12 protein-coding genes are annotated in these 22249 nt (G+C 36.8%); 7 read left to right on the top strand and 5 right to left on the bottom strand.

The window, feature by feature from the left end:
* Positions 1 to 10: 10 nt before the first annotated feature.
* Positions 11 to 1933, top strand: coding sequence for a glucosamine-6-phosphate deaminase (nagB, locus tag ACFOW1_RS11345; RefSeq protein WP_379014368.1), 1923 nt, complete (start codon positions 11 to 13; stop codon positions 1931 to 1933).
* 26 nt (positions 1934 to 1959) lie between these two features.
* Here the strand turns inward: nagB and ACFOW1_RS11340 are convergent, their stop codons facing one another.
* Positions 1960 to 2451, bottom strand: coding sequence for a hypothetical protein (locus ACFOW1_RS11340; RefSeq protein WP_379014366.1), 492 nt, complete (start codon positions 2449 to 2451; stop codon positions 1960 to 1962).
* Positions 2452 to 2814: 363 nt separating this feature from the next.
* Between ACFOW1_RS11340 and ACFOW1_RS11335 the strand changes: the two genes are divergently transcribed.
* A complete protein-coding gene (locus ACFOW1_RS11335; RefSeq protein WP_379014365.1) occupies positions 2815 to 4224 on the top strand; it encodes a response regulator in 1410 nt (469 codons plus the stop codon).
* Positions 4225 to 4300: 76 nt separating this feature from the next.
* Here ACFOW1_RS11335 and rpoC read toward each other — a convergent pair whose 3' ends face one another.
* Positions 4301 to 8584 (bottom strand): DNA-directed RNA polymerase subunit beta', encoded by a 4284-nt coding sequence (gene rpoC, locus ACFOW1_RS11330; RefSeq protein ID WP_379014364.1) that lies wholly within the window; start codon positions 8582 to 8584, stop codon positions 4301 to 4303.
* Positions 8585 to 9076: 492 nt separating this feature from the next.
* On the opposite strand from rpoC, the gene ACFOW1_RS11325 reads away from it, so the two are divergent.
* Positions 9077 to 9559, top strand: coding sequence for a tetratricopeptide repeat protein (locus ACFOW1_RS11325; protein ID WP_379014362.1), 483 nt, complete (start codon positions 9077 to 9079; stop codon positions 9557 to 9559).
* A gap of 119 nt (positions 9560 to 9678) precedes the next feature.
* On the opposite strand, the gene ACFOW1_RS11320 is transcribed toward ACFOW1_RS11325, so the two are convergent.
* On the bottom strand, positions 9679 to 11859 hold the full coding sequence (locus ACFOW1_RS11320; RefSeq protein ID WP_379014361.1) for a penicillin acylase family protein: 2181 nt from the start codon (positions 11857 to 11859) through the stop codon (positions 9679 to 9681).
* Positions 11860 to 11995: 136 nt separating this feature from the next.
* Here ACFOW1_RS11320 and ACFOW1_RS11315 point away from each other — a divergent pair, with 136 nt between their 5' ends.
* From ACFOW1_RS11315 to ACFOW1_RS11305, 3 genes are all read left to right on the top strand, one after another.
* The gene (locus ACFOW1_RS11315) at positions 11996 to 13216 is read left to right on the top strand and encodes a serine hydrolase (protein WP_379014360.1); all 1221 of its coding nucleotides are present in this window, start codon (positions 11996 to 11998) and stop codon (positions 13214 to 13216) included.
* A gap of 116 nt (positions 13217 to 13332) precedes the next feature.
* Positions 13333 to 15243 carry a PKD domain-containing protein gene (locus tag ACFOW1_RS11310; protein WP_379014358.1) on the top strand — a complete coding sequence of 637 codons (1911 nt, stop codon included), beginning with the start codon at positions 13333 to 13335 and terminating at the stop codon, positions 15241 to 15243.
* A 9-nt stretch (positions 15244 to 15252) separates the two neighbouring features.
* Positions 15253 to 15999 carry a DUF4397 domain-containing protein gene (locus tag ACFOW1_RS11305; protein WP_379014356.1) on the top strand — a complete coding sequence of 249 codons (747 nt, stop codon included), beginning with the start codon at positions 15253 to 15255 and terminating at the stop codon, positions 15997 to 15999.
* A 356-nt stretch (positions 16000 to 16355) separates the two neighbouring features.
* Here the strand turns inward: ACFOW1_RS11305 and ACFOW1_RS11300 are convergent, their stop codons facing one another.
* Together ACFOW1_RS11300 and ACFOW1_RS11295 are read right to left on the bottom strand one after the other, a co-directional pair.
* Positions 16356 to 18635 carry an alpha-N-acetylglucosaminidase gene (locus ACFOW1_RS11300; RefSeq protein WP_379014354.1) on the bottom strand — a complete coding sequence of 760 codons (2280 nt, stop codon included), beginning with the start codon at positions 18633 to 18635 and terminating at the stop codon, positions 16356 to 16358.
* A 214-nt stretch (positions 18636 to 18849) separates the two neighbouring features.
* Complete coding sequence (locus ACFOW1_RS11295; protein ID WP_379014352.1) at positions 18850 to 20064, bottom strand: acyltransferase family protein; 1215 nt, start codon at positions 20062 to 20064, stop codon at positions 18850 to 18852.
* A gap of 839 nt (positions 20065 to 20903) precedes the next feature.
* Between ACFOW1_RS11295 and ACFOW1_RS11290 the strand changes: the two genes are divergently transcribed.
* The gene (locus tag ACFOW1_RS11290; RefSeq protein WP_379014351.1) at positions 20904 to 22226 is read left to right on the top strand and encodes a citrate (Si)-synthase, eukaryotic; all 1323 of its coding nucleotides are present in this window, start codon (positions 20904 to 20906) and stop codon (positions 22224 to 22226) included.
* Positions 22227 to 22249 lie beyond the last annotated feature (23 nt).

Genomic DNA, 22249 nt, shown 5'->3' with positions numbered 1-22249 from the left:
ACGCATGCATATGCCTGTACAAAAGAATATTGATTTGATTGATAGCTTCGAAAAAATTCCTGTAAAAATTTTTACTTCGCCCGCTAAAGGTTCGGCATTCGCAGCACAAGAAATTGCCACGTTGATTAAAGATAAACAAGCTAAAAAGGAAGATTGCGTATTAGGTTTAGCTACAGGTTCTACGCCCATTCATTTATATGCAGAACTGGTAAAGCTGCATAAAGAAGAAGGCTTAAGTTTTAAAAATGTAATAACATTTAATCTTGATGAATATTTTCCTTTAGAACATGAAGCCATACAGAGTTATTGGTCGTTCATGCATCGCCATTTATTTAACCATGTAGATATTTTACCTACCAATATTCACATTCCTAATGGCGAAATAGCAAAAGAAGATATAAAAAAACACTGCCAAAAATACGAGCAACTAATAGAAGCTTTAGGCGGTATCGATTTGCAGATATTAGGTATAGGTAATAATGGGCATATTGGTTTTAACGAGCCAGGCAGTAGTATTTTCTCAAAAACAAGATTAGTGACGCTTGATAATTCTACTAGAATGGCCAATTCTAGAGATTTTCAAGGTATCTCGCAAGTGCCACGCTTGGCCATTACTATGGGCATAAGCACTATTTTAAAAGCTAAGAAAGTAATATTACTTGCATGGGGAAATAAAGCGCCCATAGTAGCCAAAGCAGTAGAAGGTCATGTTACAGAACAAATACCTGCTAGCATTTTACAACAGCATAACGATTGTTTATTTGTAGTAGATGAAATGGCGGCCAGCGATTTAACGCGTATCAAATCGCCGTGGCTAACAGGCGAATGCGATTGGAATGATAAAATGATTAAGCGTGCAGTGGTAAATATGTCGCTTAAGCTGCAAAAACCCGTACTAAGCCTTACGCCACACGACTATAACGAAAATGGTTTAAGCGATTTATTAGTTGAAAAAAATGACGCTTACGAGATTAATTTACAGGTATATTATATGCTACGTGACAGCATTACAGGCTGGCCTGGTGGCAAACCCAATGCGGTCATACCAGCTCACCCGGAACGTAGTACGCCCCATCCAAAACGTTGCCTTATTTTTTCGCCGCACCCCGATGATGACATTATAAGTATGGGGGGTACATTTATGCGCCTACACGACCAAGGACATGAAGTGCATGTAGGTTATCAAACAAGCGGCAATATTGCCGTTACAGATGAATTTGTTACGCGTTTTCTCGATTTTGCGGTAGGTTTTGAACACCTTTTTGGTATAGATAACAACAAAAGCCAAGCAATTTTAACTGCTGCTAGAACTTATTTATCTACAAAAGGCTTAAATGCTGTAGATAGCCAAGAAATTAGAGCCATTAAAGGTTTGATAAGAGTATGCGAAGCGAAAGCTACCTGTAGATATGTGGGCCTTACAGACGACAGAGCCCATTTTTTAAACTTACCATTTTACGAAACTGGCACTATAGAAAAAAAACCTATGGGCGAAGCAGATATAGAAATTACCATGGAGCTGCTTCGTAAAATAAAACCACATCAAATTTATTGCGCTGGCGATTTGGCTGACCCACATGGCACGCATAAAGTATGTTTAGAAATTGTATTCGAAAGCATGCGACGTTTAAAAGCCGCTCAAGAACCTTGGATTAATGATTGTTGGGTGTGGTTGTATAAAGGTGCTTGGCAAGAGTGGCAAATTGATGAAATAGAAATGGCAATAGCCATGAGTCCAGACCAAGTGATGAAGAAACGCTTTGGTATTTTTATACACCAATCTCAGAAAGATATGGTACCATTTCAGGGAACAGATACACGAGAATTTTGGCAAAGAGCAGAGGAAAGAAATGCCAATACTGCAAATTTATATGCACAACTAGGGCTTACAAAATACGCAGCTATTGAGGCTTTTGTGAGATGGCATTATTAGTGCATCCCAACACCGGATACAGATTGTCATCTAGTCTGTATCCATTTTATAATATTATCGCCATTTTGATTACCAAGAACAATTAATTCTTTCCTTTCGTGCCTCGAAGCTTCTAATGTAAGTGTACCACTATTTGGGTATTCACCTAAATCAACCTTTTCAGGGTTGAAATCAATACGCTTCAGGTCGTTCCTATCGATTCTAAAATTGGCTTTTTGCACCCCAAAAATACTTTGATCAAACAAATATTTATTCTCTATTTTTCTTATATACTCTATACTTAGATATGAAAACCTGTTTAAAGCATCACCGCTTTTACTTTCTAATGCTTGTAAATTAGTTTTTTTATTGGCAAACAATTCATCATTATTTGCTAACTTAAGTTGTTTATTGCACACTAACCCTATGAGATAATTTTTAGTAATTAAGACGAGGTAGATGCGTTTAAAAAATAGAAGGTAACGCTCACAAACCACAAAATTATTAGTGTCTGTAAGTACAAAATCTTTCAAAGTCATAATAATGAAATTTCAGTTGATTAATTCGTTATTTTAAACCTAAGCAACCGTTCTTTCTTATCTAACTAACCAATAATTTACAACAATAATTACTAGCTTTCTGATAGATTTTTCAAAAAAATAAATTAAAAATAAACTAATATGTGTTTATTAATAGCTTATTTTGTTGCAAGTTACCCATAAAAAACCAATGACCGAATAAACATTTAATAAGTTAGCAGATAAATAATTCGTGACAAAAAGCAGCATTTATTAGTCAAATCACTACAATGTAAAGCGAATTGTGGTGATATTTTTGTATACTGAAATCAATTATGAAATTGCATTTGGTTTCAACCTAATAAATAAACACTGACTTTAAGCATGGAAACACCATTACAAATTCTTGTTGTAGAAGATAGTATATTAAATTTTACTACGTTTAGTTTGCTACTGAAAAAATCGAGCTTAAATATAATTTCTGTTACTAATACAACAACACTTAGTGAAACCATTAGCTTTTTACAAACAAACAAGCCAGATATTATTTTTTTAGATTTGAATTTACCCGATTGTAGTGGTTTAGAATCTTTTAAACCACTCAAAGAATTTACATTGCAAATTGCAACCGTCGTTTTAACAGCACATAATGATATTGACACATCTGTTAAAGCACTACGATTTGGTGCACAAGATTATTTGGTAAAAGACAATTTTAACATCAATACATTAGACAAAACGATACTATTCAGTATCGCTAGAAAAAAAGCGGAAGTCGAAGCACTTGTTCTAGAAGAAAGATACCGACAAATATTCTACGAAAACTCAATGCCAATGTTTATAGTAGATAGTATTTCACAACAATTTTTAGAATGTAATGACGCAGCCGTATTAGAATATGGCTATTCGCGTGATGAATTTTTACGCTTAGAAATGCGTAACATTTGGCAAAATAAAAATATAAAAAAAGGCGTTGAAGCAATTATACAATCGAATGGATCAAAAAAATATCAAAGACATAAGAAGAAAGATGGTCATATTATTTTTGTAAATGTGTCAATTTGTAATGTTATTTATGAACAACGAACTGTTTATCAAATACAGGTTCAGAATATTACACAACAAATATTATTACAGCAAGCACTAAAAAAAGAACAACAAGAGAAAGAGTTTCAAATACGTAAGGCTGCCAATGATGCACAAGAGAAAGAACGCTATAATATTGGTGTAGAGTTACATGAAAATGTTAATCAAATTCTTGCCGCTTCCTTATTATATCTAGACAATTTTGTTAATTCTAAGAAAACCAATCCGAGTATGGCAACTGCTTGCAAAGAGCACATTGTCACTGCTATGAAAGAAGTTAATGCATTGTCTAGAAATCTCATTCCGCCACTTTATATAAACGAGGATTTTATTGGTTCGCTTAAAGAAATATTAATACCCATTCAAAAGACCAATATACTTGAAATTCAGTATAATATTAGTAATACAATAGATGCATCCTTAAATAAACAGCAGAAATTAGCGGTTTTTAGAATCATACAAGAGCAACTCAATAATATTTTAAAACATGCTGAAGCAACAGTTGCAGCTATACAACTTGATATTACTGGCAATCAATTAACATTATCTATTACAGATAATGGTAAAGGATGTATACTGAAAAAGCCAAAAAAAGGATTAGGTCTTCACAATATCATTAGTAGAGCGGAATTATTTAACGGCGCAGCCAAATTTATTTCTGCACCAAATAATGGCTTTGAGGTAGTAGTGTCATTTAAGATAATATAAAAAATATATGAAGCAACAAAAAGGCGGAAAGTTGTGAACTTTCCGCCTTTTATATATTTTAGAATATTATAAAATACTATTCATCATCATCAAAGCTCATTGCTTCTCTGGTTGCTGATAATACTTCGTATTCTTCTTTGCTACCTACAATCAGGTTGTCAAAGTCACGCTGACCAGTACCTGCAGGAATTAGGTGACCAGTAATAACGTTTTCTTTCAATCCCAACATATAATCAGCCTTACCTTGAATAGCCGCAGTACTTAATACTTTGGTAGTTTCTTGGAAAGAGGCTGCAGAAATCCAGCTTTGTACGCCTAAAGAGGCTTTTGTAATACCTAACAACACGGGTTGTGCTGTTGCTGGTCTTGCATCGCGTACTTCTACTAATTTCTTATCAGCACGACGTAGAATTGAGTTTTCTTCTCTTAACTCACGTAAAGTTACGATTTGACCAGCTCTAAACTTAGTGCTTTCACCAGGTTCAGTAACTACTTTCTTATCGTAAATTCTATCGTTTTCATCAATAAAATCAAACCTATCTTCTAAATCTTCTTCCAAGAATTTCGTATCGCCCGCATCTACAATTTCTACTTTCTTCATCATCTGACGGACAATTACCTCAACGTGCTTGTCGTTGATTTTTACACCTTGCAAACGATAAACTTCTTGTATTTCATTCACAACGTATTCTTGTACTGCAAATGGACCACGAATAGACAAGATATCGGCTGGTGCAATTTGACCATCAGATAATGGAGAACCAGCTTTTACGAAATCTGCATCTTGTACTAAAATTTGGCGAGATAATGGTACTAAGTATTTTTTAATAACACCATCCTTGCTTTCTACAGAAATTTCGCGGTTACCACGTTTGATATTACCAAATGTAGCCACACCATCAATTTCGCATACAACAGCTGGATTACCTGGGTTTCTTGCCTCGAATAACTCAGTTACACGTGGCAAACCACCCGTGATATCTCTTAGTTTACCAAGTACACGTGGTATTTTCACTAAAATCTGACCAGCTTTTACTTCATCACCTTCCTCAACAGCAATGTGGCTGCCCACAGGTAAGTTGTAATGCTTATGCTCTTTACCATTTACAATAATGGTTGGGATTTTAGTTTTATCTTTTGTTTCTATAACCACTTTTTCACGGTGGCCAGTTTGTTCATCGCTCTCTTCACGGAAAGTTACACCGTCTAAGATGCCATCAAACTGTACATTACCAGCATATTCTGCAACGATAACGTTGTTGAATGGATCCCAAGTACAGATGGATTCGCCTTTCTTAATTTGGTGACCATCTTTTACTTGTAGTGTAGAACCATAAGGTACGTTGTTGGTGATTAATAAACGATCATTTTTCACATCCATAATTCTCACCTCACCAGTACGTCCGATAACAATTTGAACCTTGTTACCTTCTGCGTTGATTGCAGTTACTGTACGTAAACCATCAAATTGAATGGTACCATCAAACTTAGCGTTTAATGAACTTTCAATAGAAGCGCTACCAGCAACACCACCTACGTGGAAAGTACGAAGCGTTAACTGTGTACCAGGCTCACCAATTGATTGTGCAGCAATAATACCAACAGCATCACCACGTTGTGCTAAGTAACCTGTTGCCAAGTTTTTACCATAACATTTTACACACACACCACGTTTTGCCTCACAAGTTAATACAGAACGTATTTCAACAGTTTCTATACCAGCTTCTTCAATAGCAACAGCAGTATCGTGAGAAATTTCTACACCCGCATAGGCTAAAATTTCATCAGTAATTGGGTGAATAACATCATGTAATGATGTACGACCTTCAATTCTATCTGCTAATGGTTCAATAATATCTTCATTGTCTTTTAATGCAGACGTAGCAATACCACGTAATGTACCACAATCGTCTTCAGCAATCACCACATCTTGTGCAACGTCAACCAAACGACGGGTTAAGTAACCAGCATCGGCAGTTTTCAAGGCCGTATCGGCCAAACCTTTACGCGCACCGTGGGTAGAGATAAAGTAATCCAATACGTTCAAGCCACCTTTAAAGTTACTCAAAATTGGATTTTCAATAACCTCGCTACCAGATGAACCACTCTTACGAGGTTTTGCCATCAAACCACGAATACCTACCAACTGTTTAACCTGTGTTTTACTACCACGAGCACCAGAATCCAACATCATAAATACTGAGTTGAAGCCTTGTTTGTCGGTAGCCATTTCACGAATCAATGTTTCGGTAATACGCATATCCACACGACCCCAAATATCAATAACTTGGTTATAACGTTCGTTATTCGTGATTAAACCCATATTATAACTATCCCAAACTTCTTCCACTTCATTCTTCGCATTTTCAAGCAATTCTGCTTTTAATTCTGGAACAATCAAGTCATTAACACTGAAACTTAAACCACCACGGAAGGCCATACGGAAACCTAGTGTTTTAATTTCATCTAAGAATTTAGCCGTTTTAGGAACATTGGTAATTTTAATAATATCACCAATAATTTCCCTTAAGCTTTTCTTAGTTAAAAGGGCGTTTACGAAACCAACTTCTTCAGGAACAAATTGGTTAAATAATACACGACCTACAGTTGTATCAATAATTTTTTTAACCAAAGCGCCTTTTTCACGCACCATGGTTCTTAATTTGATATTTGCATGTAAATCAACAGCACCTTCGTTATAAGCGATAATCACCTCTTCGAGGCTGTAGAAGGCTTTACCCTCACCTTTAATTGGCTCTTCTGGTGTTGATTTTTTACCTTTAGTAATATAATACAGACCCAATACCATGTCCTGAGAAGGAAGGGTGATTGGTGTACCATTTTGAGGATTCAAAATGTTGTGAGAAGACAACATTAATAATTGGGCTTCCATAATAGCTGCATTGCTTAAAGGCACGTGCACCGCCATTTGGTCACCATCAAAATCGGCGTTGAAAGATGCAGTTACCAACGGGTGAAGTTGGATGGCTTTACCTTCAATTAATTTTGGTTGGAAAGATTGGATAGATAAACGGTGCAATGTAGGGGCACGGTTTAATAATATCGGATGACCTTTCAATATATTTTCAAGAATATCCCAAATAACAGCTTCTTTTTTATCTACCAATTTCTTAGCAGATTTTACTGTTTTTACAATACCTCTTTCAATTAATTTTCTAATGATAAATGGCTTAAACAATTCGGCTGCCATATCTTTTGGCAAACCACATTCATGCATTTTCATTTCAGGACCTACCACAATTACAGAACGGCCAGAGTAATCCACACGTTTACCCAATAAGTTCTGACGGAAACGACCTTGTTTACCTTTTAATACATCACTCAAAGATTTTAAAGCACGACCACCTTCTGCTTTTACTGCGTTCGATTTACGAGAGTTGTCAAACAAGCTATCAATAGCTTCTTGCAACATACGTTTTTCGTTACGTAAGATAACTTCAGGTGCTTTAATTTCTAATAAACGCTTTAAACGGTTATTACGGATGATGACACGACGGTACAAATCGTTCAAATCTGATGATGCGAAACGACCACCATCCAAAGGCACTAACGGACGTAATTCTGGTGGAATAACTGGTATGTATTGCATAACCATCCATTCAGGACTATTTGCAATACGCTCAGAGCTGTCCCTAAAACCTTCTACAACGCTCAAACGCTTTAATGCATCCGCTTTACGTTGCTGTGAAGTTTCGTTTGCCGCAGCATTACGTAAGCTAAAGCTTAATTCGTCCAAATCCAATCTAGCCAATAAACCTTGAACAGCCTCAGCACCCATTTTAGCAATGAATTTTTGAGGATCTTCATCAGGCAAATACTGATTATCTTTTGGTAATGTATCTAATAAATCTAAATATTCTTCTTCAGTTAACAAATCGCCAGGCGCGAAATTGTCTTTAATACCAGGCTGTAATACCACGTAACGCTCGTAGTAAACAATGGTTTCTAATTTCTTAGAACTCATACCTAATAAGTAACCAATTTTATTAGGCAAACTTTTAAAGTACCAAATATGTACTACAGGTACTACTAATTTAATATGACCTAAACGTTCACGACGCACTTTTTTCTCAGTTACTTCTACACCACAACGGTCGCAAACAATACCTTTATAACGAATACGTTTGTACTTGCCACAAGCACATTCGTAATCTTTTACCGGCCCAAAAATTCTTTCACAAAACAAGCCATCACGCTCGGGTTTGTAGGTACGGTAGTTAATGGTTTCAGGCTTTAATACTTCACCAAAGCTTCTTTCTAAGATGCTGTCGGGCGAAGCCAAACTAATGGTAATTTGAGAAAATGTTGATTTTGGACGATTGTCTCTTTTGATAGCCATATCCTAATATCGAGTTTTGATTTGAAGTACCACCGGTTTTAGTCACATCGTTTGGTTTCCATTGCAGAGGACTTGTACGTTCTTAACACATTGAATGTCAAGACAAGTTGCAGTCTAACCTAAACCGTAAAATAAAAGGGATACAATACTCCAAAATTGTTAAGGCGGCAAAGGTAAGGGTACGCAGTTAAAACAAAAAATGAAAGATTTGGTAAAATGCTATGAATGTACTAAACAATTATGGATTGTAAAAACTATCCATTTAACTAATACAGGAAGAGTATATTACAAATTTAACTTTAACAACAATAAATCTTAAGAAGGAACGTTATGAGTGAGTTTTGGTAGTAAGCATTCTGTATTGATGTTGCCAAAAAGTTTAAAATAACGATATTTGCAAAAATTTTTACCAAAAACCTTAAATAAACCATTTTGAGTAAAGCGATGAAAAAATTATTAATAATCTGTTGCTCATTCATACCAGCCCTTATTATGGCGCAAACTAAGCCAATAGTACGAAAGGCAGTTACGGCAGCCAAAGGTGGTACAAAATACGATCTTGAGGATAAAAATGATAGTGCCCATGTATACTTTATGAAAGGCTGGGATGCTTATAAAGCCAACGATATTAATGCTGCTAGATTTTACTGGGAAAGAGGTGCCAATTGCACAAGCGATATTCCTTCTAAATTTTCTAGTGCCTTTAGATATGGCTTAATGCTACAAAACGGCGAAGGCATTGTTGCAGACCAAGATGCAGCTTTTTATTACTACACAAAAGGTTCTGCAAATGGTAAACCCGTAGGCGATGTTGACGCGACCAAAAATGTTGCTGCTTATTACGAAAATGGCATGTCGGTAAAGCAAGATTTTAAAAAAGCTTTAGAATGGTATTTGAAGGCCAAAGCCCAAGGCAATAAATATTGCGATGCAGATATTGCAAGAGTAAAACAAAAAATTGCGCAAGGATTATAATTATTAATCACTTATACTACAAAAGCCGATACACTAAGACTGTATCGGCTTTTGTTTATTCGGGAAGGCGTATTTGCCTTATTTAGTGGCATTTTACGCAAAATCACATTTTACAGGTGTTACTGCTCGCTACCAGGTTGGTACTGCTGTTCAACATGTTTTAGTACATCTTCTTTATAAAACAATACCTCTTTAAAAATACCTTTTGTGTACATCTCGGCTTGGTCTTTAAAATGAGGCGAATTAGGATTGCCACTTTCGCCGCCAGCAAGTAAAGACTTCGCTTTGATACGTTTGCCAAACTCAACTGCACAAATAAAACTATTACCACTTACACCATAACGCTTATTGGTGCCTGCAAATGCTCGGCTATTATATGAAGGTAATTGCCCCCACAAAGCAGATGCAAAGGGCACAGGAATGCTTGGCTCATCGTCGTTGCATTTACTTTGTATATCGCCGCTTAACCGTTGAAAACGGTTCACCTCACCCCAAGCCATTTGCCATTTACCAAACTTCATTGTTAACTCTTGCAGTACCGTTTGTAATGGGGTCAACAACTGTTGTGGTGTAGCAGTAGCGGCGAATAATTTAGTAGCTTTTACTTGGTCTAGCTCACCAGGATTAACATATATTTTACTAACATTAGATCCTAACTTTTGCGCCCATTCTACCGCCAAAGTGGTGGCAATAGAATTAACCCCCGAATGATAATCCCATTCCTTTAATACGTTAATGGCATCTTGTAATTGTGGGTAATTCGTTCCAGACGTTGCGTAAGCCTTTAGCAAAGCTGGTATTAGCACTTCAAAGGCAGACAATTTGGTATCGTAGCCGCTAGCAATCACTTTATCAATGGTGTATTTTGAACCTTGGCTTAAAACGCGTACCGCATTAATACCTCGAAAATTTTCGCCATCAGGTGCCATATAAGATGGATAATCAGCTTGTTTAGGGCTACTAACACCACTTACCGAAAATGGTGTAGAGTTACAGTTTTGTAAAAAGCCACTTGCAGGATTATATTGATGCACAATCTGGTCTACCATGTGCAAGCCTTGCCATTCTGTGGCTTTGATGGTTCCGTCTACGGGCTTAGCCCAGTTGAAAGCGGTATCTCTTTTAGGCATATAATTGCCATGCCAGTAAGCAATATTGCCTTTATCGTCAGCAAAAACAGTGTTATTACTGGTATTGGCTTTTAGATACATAATGCGTTTATAATCTTCAAAACCTTTGGCCTTAGTACGAAGCCAGCTCTGCTCAATACTTTTCATAGAACGATTAAAAGAGCGTAGGCTTAGCCATTTACTGTCACGCTTAGCCATTATTGGCCCATGATGGGTGTAAAAAGTCGTAAAAACTTTGGTATATAAACTATCACCTTGCTTGTACTTGATGCTCACGCGTTTCTGCGTTACTGGTAGTAACTTTCCATCGTATTGATATTGCAAGCCTTTTTCATTAGTTACTATTTTTTCAGCATATATATCTGCAACATCTACATTACTACTAGTGTGCATCCAACCACAATGCTCATTAAATCCTTGATACACAAAAAACTGTCCCCAAGTAACGGCACCATAAGCGTTTAAACCTTCTTCACTTACCACCTGTACTTCTGGTCTAAAGTAAAAAGTTACGTGTGGGTTGATGTATAAAATAGCATTTCCAGAAGCGGTTTTAGAAGGTGCAAGCGCAAAACCATTAGAGCCAGTTTGCATATCTGGTTCTTTAGCTACAGCAGCAATCGGACTTTTATCATTGCCATAAAACTGCTTTAATTCTGCTGTACTAATATCTGCCGTATTAATAGCCCCAATGCTACCATCTGTCCACAAAAGGGCGTACCAAGGTTTAAAGCGCTTTAACATGATAGGCTTTAATTGAGGATGTTTGTACAAATAAAAGTTAATCCCATCAGCATAGGCATTTAGTAGCTTTTTTAGCCAAGGCTGCGCCTTGTTATAATCGGCCACTGCTTCAGTTGAGTCTATTAATAATTTAATCAATAAATCGTCATACAAACTCGCCTCTCCTCTTACTTCAGACAAACGGCCTAATTTTTCTATGTAGTTCATTTCTACACGTTTAAAATCATCTTCGCACTGCGCGTATAATAAGCCAAATACAGCATCAGCATCGGTTTTGCCATAAATATGTGGAACACCATAGTTGTCTCTAATGATGTTTACCTGCTTAGCTTGTGCTTGCCAGCGAGCAATTTCTGTAGGTGTAAATGACTGTGCCTTTATGGCAAAAGTTAATATTAATAAAAAACTACTTAATGCTATCCTCATAAACACTTGATTTTGGTAGATGGCGTAAGTTACATCAAAAATGTGCACATAGCCCAAGCCGTTTATCACAAGCAGTCAATTTTCTTATTAAGTTTGATGCATGAGATACCTACTCCTAATTCTTTGTTGCTATACAATGCAAGCATATGCCCAAAACAAACAGCCTTCAAAAAAAGATATGGATTTGATAGAACAATTGATGCGTACCAAACCTGAGCAGTTTGGAAGTATGTTAAATAATAAAGACAGCTTGCGCTTACAAATTATTTATACCAAAATAGATAGAGACAAACACAATAAACCCATATTTACTGATTACACATTTAACCTCAACAACAATACCTACTTCTACCCTGCTAGTACAGTAAAAATGCCCATAGCTTTTTTGGCTTTAGAAAAACTAAATAGCTTAAAAAAATATGGTGTAGATATGAATAGCACTATGGTAACAGATAGTAGTTTTAGCGGCCAAGATAAAGTATACACAAATCCTACGGCAAAAGACAGCAAAGCATCGATTGCCAATTATATTAAGCAAATATTTTTAGTAAGTGATAATGATGCCTTTAACAGATTGTACGAGTTTTTAGGGCAAGCTTATATACAGCAAAAGCTTGCAGACAAAGGTTTTGCTGATGCCATTATTAGACATCGCTTACAAATAAGCCTTACTAACGAACAAAACAGAGCCACCAATCCTATTAGTTTTTACGACAGCACTGGTAAATTATTGTACAAACAAGAGGGACAATACAGCAATGCTATTTTTCCAAAACTAGATGTGGCAATTGGTAAAGGGTATTACAAAGGCAACGAGCTTATTAACCAACCATTTAATTTTAGCGAAAAAAATAGGGTGTATTTACAAGATTTACACCACATACTTCAAAGCGTATTATTTGCAGACGCCGTACCAAGTAAACAAAAATTTAATTTATCAGCTACCGATTACGAGTTTGTGAAACATTGGATGAGTGCTTATCCGAGAGAAAGCGCCTATCCTTATTATGATACAGCCAACCATTGGGATGCTTACTGTAAGTTTCTACTATTTGGCAGTGCCAAAGGCAGCTTACCGCCTACTATTCGTGTCTTTAACAAGGTGGGCGATGCATATGGCTTTTTAACAGATGTGGCTTATATAATAGATACCGATAAAAAAGTAGAATTTATGTTAAGCGCTACGCTGCTTTGTAATAAAGACGGGATATTTAATGATGATAAATATGATTATGAAACGGTAGGTTATCCATTTATGAAAAATATTGGACAATTAATATATGATTACGAATTGCAGCGCAAAAGAAAAAATATCCCCAACTTGCAGTCGTTCACAATAAACTATACCCAAGATTAGTTTATAGTAAATAAGTACCCACTATCTATTGCATGACGTATGCATTATGCCTAATATAATAGTTATGGCGTTATTATTGCGTATGATGCATATGATAGTCAACCGTTAAATACATCATGAAAACAAAATTCTTCATCGTTGCTTACATAGCACTGGCATTAGCTGCTTGTGTAAAAGTAATTGACAATAGTACGAGCAGTACTAGTAGCGGCAGTGGTTCTAGCACTGGCAGCGGTGGTGGCACTAGCAACCCTAGTAATCCTGCACCTACACCGGGGCCGACTCCTGGCACTGGTACTACCACACCAACTACGCCTACTACACCTGGCGGGCAAACAGGTAGCGGTGGCACAAGTAGTGGTTCTATTGGCACTATTACTATTAATTATTCTAGTACAGCACCTTGCGCACCAAGTAACGAAGTATTTACATTTACATGTGTAGCGGCGGGCGCGCCAGCGGGCTCTTCCTATGCTTGGTATTATGGTGATGGTAAAGCTGGTACTGGTGTCACTAGCACCAATACTTATACAAACGCTGGTACATACACCGTTTTGGTAAAAGTGATATACAACAATCAAATACTTGGTCAATCAACTTTAAACATTACGGCTTTAGGTCAAACTACCACACCAACTGCTTCATTTACCGCAGTTGCAGGCGCTACCACTAATACTGTGGTATTTACAAGCACAAGTACTTTGTCTTACGGTACCATCAAACTCTACTCTTGGGATTATGGAGATGGTACAACTGGAAGCGGTAGCGTTAGCCAACATACTTACACACAAACATCTGTAGCCCAAACATTCACCGTTACGCATACCGTATCTAGCGCAATTACAGGTTGCACAGCTACTAAAACGCAAACCATTACCATACCTGCGGCTAGCAGTAGCGGCGGTGGAACTACAACACCACCACCTGGGGGCACTAGTGGAAGTGGCGGTACAAGTAGCGGTAGTATTGGTAATATCACTATTGCATATACTACTACTGCACCATGTGCACCTAGTAACGAGATATTTACCTTTAATGTCATTGCACCGGGAGCACCGTCGGGCTCTACCTATGAGTGGTTTTTTGGTGATGGTAATTCGGGCTCTGGCTTAAGTACCACTAACACTTATAACACAGCAGGCTCTTATACTGTATTGGTAAAAGTGAAAAATAATAACCAAATACTTGGTCAAAGTACAATGGCTGTTACAGCTGTTGGACAAGGTGTTACCCCAGTAGCATCATTTTACGCACAGCAAACCAATGCTACCACAACAGGCAATTATTATACATTTAATAGTACAAGTAGCCTTGCAAAAGGCGCTATTACATCCTATGTGTGGGATTATGGAGATGGCAGTAATGGTACGGGAAGTTTTAGCACACACACTTATGTACAAACTTCTACAGCACAAACATTTACCGTAAAACTTACCATTACTAGCAGTGCAGGTTGTGTATCATCAAGTTCACAAGTGGTTACTGTACCAGCAGGCTATAGTATTAGTGGTGGATTTACCTATACAAGTACTAGCCCATGTAAACCAAGCAGTGAGGTATTTACTTTTACTGGCCCTACAAATGGTGTGCCCGCAGGCGCTATTTATACTTGGGATTTTGGAGATGGTATTGGCGGAACTGGCAATCCAATTAATAAAAGCTACACGTTTCCAAATTCATATAATGTAACGCTAACGATTACGCTTAATAATTCGCAACTATATAAAGTATTGCAACCTGTTACATCATTTGGGCAAGATGTAACACCTACTGCTTCTATTTCTGTACAGCAAAGTAATGCTGCTGGTAGTGCTTGGGCATTTAATAGTACGTCAACGGTATCGCATGGTACTATTACTTCATATGCTTGGGATTATGGCGATGGTACTACTGGTGCTAATGCATTTAACATCCACACTTATACTCAAACTACAACAGCCAAAACTTATACAGTAAAATTAACAGCCACTTCAAACGCTAATTGTTCAGCATCTGCAACTACCACAGTAGTTGTTCCAGCTAAATAAATATTTACCATGAAAGCAATTTTAAATACCATATTAATATTACTACTAGGCTTAACTGCTTGCACCAAAGTAGTAGATGGTTCAAGTACCTCAACAAGTACAGGTACAGGCACTGGTACTGGTACTACTACAGGTACCACTACTGGTACGGCTAATATTCGCTTTTACAATGTCATGGATTATGGCAATGTCAATGTTACGCTCGATGGTATTGGTCAAGGCGATGTAGCAATTTATTACTCTACTGCCTACAAACAAGTAGCAGCGGGTAGTAGAAACATTAAAGTAACGTTTGGTGGTAATACCATCGTTGATGTATACGTAGATGTTTTATCAGATAAATACTACTCTTGTTTTATTTACCGGGTAGGCTATAACTGGCGTATTTCTTTGGTTACAGATGATTTAACCACGCCAGCAGCTGGCAAAGCTGGCATTCGTGTGCTTGACTTTAGAACCCAAGCCTATTTTAATTATGTCAATGTTAGAATCATCAGCGTAGGATTAGATCAACTAGACTATACCAATAGAAATTTTTTAGACCATTTATCTTACGATACTTATACCACTTTCAAGCAGGTAGCGGCTGGCACTTACGACATCAATGTATTTAATGATAGTACCAACCTGAGTAAAAAAACTGGCGTTACGCTTGGAAACGGCAAAATTTATTCTGTAATATTAATGACCCCGGCCGATTTAACGGCTGCCGCTGCCCTGTATTATATCAATATTGATTTCTCAACATTAAAATAATTAGTAAACTTGTAGTGAAGCCTAGCTAAATGTTGTGGATTTTATGATAGAGGTAACAAAAAATCAATAAACAAATATAGATTAAAAAAATTGTACAAGTATACGGAAATAAACATAAAGAAATAATTACTGAACACAAGCAACTACTTAAGAAATTGATTGAACAATAGGAATAGTATGCAAACTAATAGCAAATGGCTTACCGTTGCATTAATTTAAAATCAATACTCTTTTTAATAAAAATATCACAGACAATTTATAATGAATGCCTCTTAATGTCCACTTAATTAGATTGACATCTATTTCAGTGTAAAATATTTAAATATAATATAGATTTAGTATGCAATAATCTTGCATCATTCGATGATCGACCTATATTTCTGATGTAGTTTTAAAGCAATTGTTATTGGATTTCCTAATGGTACCGTAGGAAAATCTTTTCGTTGATTTACCCATTGCCATTCCCATTGTGCAATCTCTTTTTGAAACCCAACCGTATCTAATTTTTTGCTATTAGCCATGGCGGTATCTATTTTACTAAAAAACTGCTGCCATCTTGGTTTGTAAAAACTGCTTAATAAGCCGTTCCACTGTCGACAGGCATATTCATTTAACGGACAATTGGCATCACCCCAAAGTGTTATTAAATCTTTTGCATTCATTTCATACAAAGCCTTCTCACTTTTGGTTGTACCCCAGCGTCTCGCATCCCTAATCCAAGGACCTAATAAAAAGTCTTTTCGCGTAGCTAATAGCTGATCCATATCATCTATTAAAGCAAGAAACTGTTGGCTATATTTTTTGAAATCAGCGATATTTTTTTGCTCGTAAGCAATTACAAATTTGCGCTGTAAGGGTAACGCATAATTGGCTAACACTTGTCTAGTAACATCCACAATATCAAACTGAAAGCCATCACTCTTTTGACAAGTCTTAGACGCTTTAATGAATGCATCCCAAGCAGCCCACAAATCTCTAGCCTCATAATTTAGATTGGTTTTCGCCCATCTTGTAGAAGAATCCAAGGTTGGTCTTCCTTGAATTATAGATTCTGCACCATCACGCTTGTATTTATCCACTGGTACTGCGTACACTGTTCTACGTAAAATATTCCAAGCAGTTAAAGCATTTGTATCATTTGAGCCATATCTATTGCGTACATATTTAGGTAACCAATCATTAACAATAATGGTATCTCGCTGCCAAGTATTAGCCATCATCAGCTCATACATTACAGGATTTTGCTCTATTGCTTCCATTGTTAGCCCAATGCCTTTCATTTGCCCGCTTTTAATATCTTTTAAGGCTTTGGATGGTTCTGCAGCAACAGTTTCCATTCTACCAAACAAATTGGTATTGCCACCAAAATTGTTCAACATATTCCAAATCCAAGGTTTGCCATAAAAAGCATCTGTACGTTTCCAAACGGGTTCAATTTCTGTTGCCAAATCAAGTAACAACATTTTATCATTTGGCACAGCATTGAGCAAAGCTGCTATTTGTGGGGCTTTCCAAAATTTTCTATCGCTATAAAACAGCCAACCTTGCATAACCCAAATAGCCGCTGAATCTGCTTGGTGCATACCAGCATACACTCTTTCACTTAACTTACTTAAAAAAGCAGAGTCATCCGATGGCGGTTCGTTTTCGTTAAAGGTATCGGCAGAATATAAATGATTGGTACCAAGCATGGCTGTTTGCTTTTGTAAAAAATGCTGACCTATTTTGGCAAATAACGGATCACCAGCGTCGAGGATATAAGTATCTGCAAAGCCATTGTTCCAATTGGTTTGCTTCAGTTTTGCCGTCGGAAATTTTTGTTTAAAAGATGGGGGTACATGCCCAGTAAATGCTGGTAATACAGGCTTCATTCCTAGTGCTCGCTGACGTGCCAATATTTTTTGTTGTAGCGCAAAATGTTGCTTCATCCAAGTAATGGGTAATGGGCCTCCATAAGCGTCTAAGTTACCCATCCAAAACCAAGAAAAGTAAGACGGCCCGCAAAAAAAACCTTTTAAATCGTCATTTGTAAAACCCATTTCCTTGTATACCAAGTACCAGGTATATTCTTCACCTGTAATAGCTAGTGGCATATTGATACCATGCAAAGCCATCCAGTCTATTTCTTTTTCCCAACGCTGCCAATCCCACCAACTCATGCTATAATTAAAAGTGCAATAATTCATGTAGTAGCGATACTCGTAAGGTGTTTTTTTATGAATTTTTGTTCTTACAACTGGTAACTTTTTTGGCAAATTAAGATTGGTACCATTCCAAGTAATTTGACAATGACAATATTCATTTAAATAATAGTATAATGCCGATGCAATAGCAACACCATTATTGCCACGAAGCACAATTTTACCATGCATACTTTCTATTTCAAATACATCTCTGTTGCTAGTGGAATCATTGTTATTATGAGTATGGTATGCTTGCACAATAAATGAAGCTGCACGTGTAGGCACCACCCTTTGTAGCAAAGCTTTTGAAGCGGCGACATCTAGCTGCGCAGAGGCTGAAAATGAGTATAATATTCCGCTTGAAAACAACATGATTAACGCCCGTTTCCATCTTAGAAGCCCAATGAAAGAGCCTAGAATATAATTACTTACAGTTTTATAAAGTTTATTCATCAAATAATTTTTTTATTACAAAACATAGGCTACAACATAAGATTGTTAATTAGCTTTTTATAGAAATTATTATTCATGTAATATTTTAACATCATCTACTAATCCTTAAAAACCTGTATTAACTTTGAAACTTGCGGTATCTAATATTTTTTATGCTATTGGATAATTTGAGCTTAAATAAACTGAGCAAGACTGCCATCCACATCCAAATTATTTAAATTTTGAGGAACCATTTTTGTTTGAACAAGAAATATAAAGCAGCAAATTGTATGACTGCTACACCTACCCAAAGCATGGCAGCATGCCAAATCGGATGAGTAAAACTAATTAGCCCATCGAATAAAAAGTGTGAAGTGGCTTCAAAATTTACCAAACCGTGTGCAGCCATATAGATAAGTATTGAATTGGTACCTATCCAAACAAATGGCTTACACCATTTTTGAAATTGTAGCGCGTCTACTATCAAATAAAAAAAAGCGAATAATAAAACACTGAATCCACCTGTGTAAACTACAAATGAACTCGTCCACATATTTTTATTGATAGGGAAAACCATGCCCCAAAACCAACCCAGTAATACCAATAAACTACCAGCTATTACAAGAAAAAAAGCTTTTTTTATCATGGTAAAATTACTTGCTTGATACTTTAAAAAAGTACCAGTAAAAATACCAAGCATTGCTGTAGCTACTGCGGGTATCGTGGATAATAACCCTTCAGGATCATATACTTTTCTGTGTAATTTACCTGGCAGCAAAAGCCTATCAACATATGCAGATAAATTGCCTTCTGGTGTTAAATTACCAGCACCCAAATGAGGCACAGAAATACAAGTCATGGCCCCCCAATAGCCCAATAGAATGGCAACAAACCAAATAATTTGACCACGTAGTTGCGTATTTAAATAAATTAGTCCTGCAAAAAAACAGGATAATCCGATTCTTCCAAGCACGCTTGCAAAACGTGTTAACTCATAGCCTTTAAACTGTAAAGCACCATTTACCACCATACCTAACAGTATCAAAATTATCGTTCGCTTTAATAAAGCGCGATAGATACTTCCTTTGACAATTCGAATAGGCAGATTGCCCTTTTCTAGCTTACTACCAAACGAATAAGGCATAGAAACGCCTGCAATAAAAATGAACAAAGGAAAAATCATATCATAACATGTAAAGCCGTTCCATACGCTGTGATGTAGCTGGTTACTAATACCTACAACCAATGCTTCCCAAATATTGAGAGGTGCGCCTGCAGTAGCAATTTGCCAATTAACCGTGCTTTGCGTCAAATGGTATTTATCTTTTACAACATTGGCTAAGCCATGAAAAATACCTTCGCCACTGATTATCCAAAACATATCGAAACCACGTAGGGCATCCAACGACAGTAACCGCTGTGGTTTTTGTAGTGTTATACCATTATCCATAGGCAAATAACAATGTCTTTTTAATGTTTGTAGTGTAAAATAATCCTACTTATTGCATCAATCGGGCGATTAATATATTTTATAGTTAATACTTAAAATCATACAATCGCCGTTGAATACCACCATTTTACTTTCTCGAATTAAATGTACACCCGTTTTCGCAGAAGCTGCAGCAGGATTTTAAAAATGCGCTATCACATCGAATTCTCCATTTGTTTAAGTTGGGGTAGCATTTTAGTTTCTTTTGAAATTACATTAAAGTCAGAAAATATACAAATACCTAACCTATCCCAATAAATATAGAAAGTAGTTATTGTAAGACACAGAGATTGAACTTTTAACTTCCATACTAATGGTTGACATAACCTTTTGAATAAACCAATGGTTTCTACTTTTAAAATTGCAGTAAAAATAGACCTCATGGTATTTATAGATTGGTAGAAAAAGAATAACAGAAGCATATTCAATTTAAACACATCGCTTATATTCTCAAAGCAAAAGCCTAGTTATGATATTTGAACAGATAATTGAGCATCCAATAAAAATTAAGCCAATTTAGAAACCAATTTGATAATATAAAATGCTTTCCACTTCAACTTTCTACTAAAACGTTTGCGTATCTAAAACTCGGTATCAAATATTTACCGCACAAGAAATTTTACAGTTTTTTCACGCAACTTCTTTGCAAATGTTTTGTTCTGCATACTAAGTTGTATTACTTTTAGCCGCGTTGAGAAAAGTATCTAAAAGTTCTAGTGTTCAACGCAACCGAAGATGAAAAACGATACAATCGCCGACCAAGAAAAAATCTTTACTCGCTATAAAAATAACCAATAATCATGGGTGTACTTAAAGACAGGTTTAAGGAAAAGGCTGACTTGGCCAACGTGGAAATAAAAAGCATTGTAAAAGAACATGGCACCAAAAAAATTGGTGAAGTTACTTTGGCTCAAATTTATCAAGGTATGCGCGGTATAACTGGCTTGGTAACTGAAACCAGCTTGTTAGATGCACAAGAAGGTATCCGCTTTAGGGGCTATACCATACCCGAATTACAAGAAAAATTACCAAAAGCTCCAGGCGGTGGCGAACCATTGCCAGAGGGTTTGTTTCACTTAATGTTATTAGGTGAATTGCCAACTGATGAAGACGCACATCACATTTCTAATGTATGGCAGCGTAGAAGCCATGTACCTACACATGTGTTTAAAGCCATTGATGCTTTGCCCCTTACTACGCACCCAATGACGATGTATGTGGTGGGTGTAATGGCCATGCAAACAGAAAGCAATTTTGCCAAAGAATACGCAAAAGGCATTAATAAAAAAGATTATTGGAGCGTTGTTTACGACGATACAATGGATTTAATTGCCCGATTGCCACGTATTGCCGCCTATATCTATCGTAGAAAGTACAAAAATAAAGAATATATTGAGCCAAACGGCTTGTTGGATTGGGCTGGAAACCTAGCACACATGATGGGTTTTGAAGATGAAAGCTTTAAAGAATTGATGCGCTTGTATATGACTATCCATGCTGACCATGAAGGCGGTAACGTATCTGCACATACCACCCACTTAGTTGGTAGCGCATTAAGCGATCCTTATTTAAGCTATGCCGCTGGTATGAATGGTCTAGCTGGTCCTTTACACGGCTTGGCAAATCAAGAAGTGATTAAATGGATTTTTGAAATGCAGGAAAAACTAGACACAGATTTACCTGCCAAAGAACAAATAGCACAATATGTAAAAGATACTTTAGAAGGTGGAAAAGTAGTACCAGGCTACGGCCATGCGGTATTACGTAAAACCGATCCTCGCTTTACTGCACAAATGGAATTTGGTAAAAAACACATGCCAGAAGATAAATTGTGCCGTACTGTTTGGAATATATATGAAGTAGTGCCACCTATTTTACAATCACTAGGTAAAATCAAAAATCCTTGGCCAAACGTAGATGCCCATAGCGGAGCATTATTGGTACATTATGGCTTAGTTGAATACGAATTCTACACTGTATTATTTGCGGTAAGCCGTGCATTGGGTGTATTATCTAGTCTTTGCTGGGATAGAGCGTTGGGCTTTGCATTAGAGCGCCCTAAAAGCGTCACTACAGAAGCCGTTAAAAACTGGATTGACGGTAAAGGTGAAATTTGGGAATAACCAAGTGAAATTTGAAAAGTTAC

It is taken from the genome of Parasediminibacterium paludis (genome assembly GCF_042651445.1).
Classification (GTDB): Bacteria; Bacteroidota; Bacteroidia; order Chitinophagales; family Chitinophagaceae; genus Parasediminibacterium; species Parasediminibacterium paludis.
This window is presented reverse-complemented; position numbering and strand designations above follow the sequence as displayed.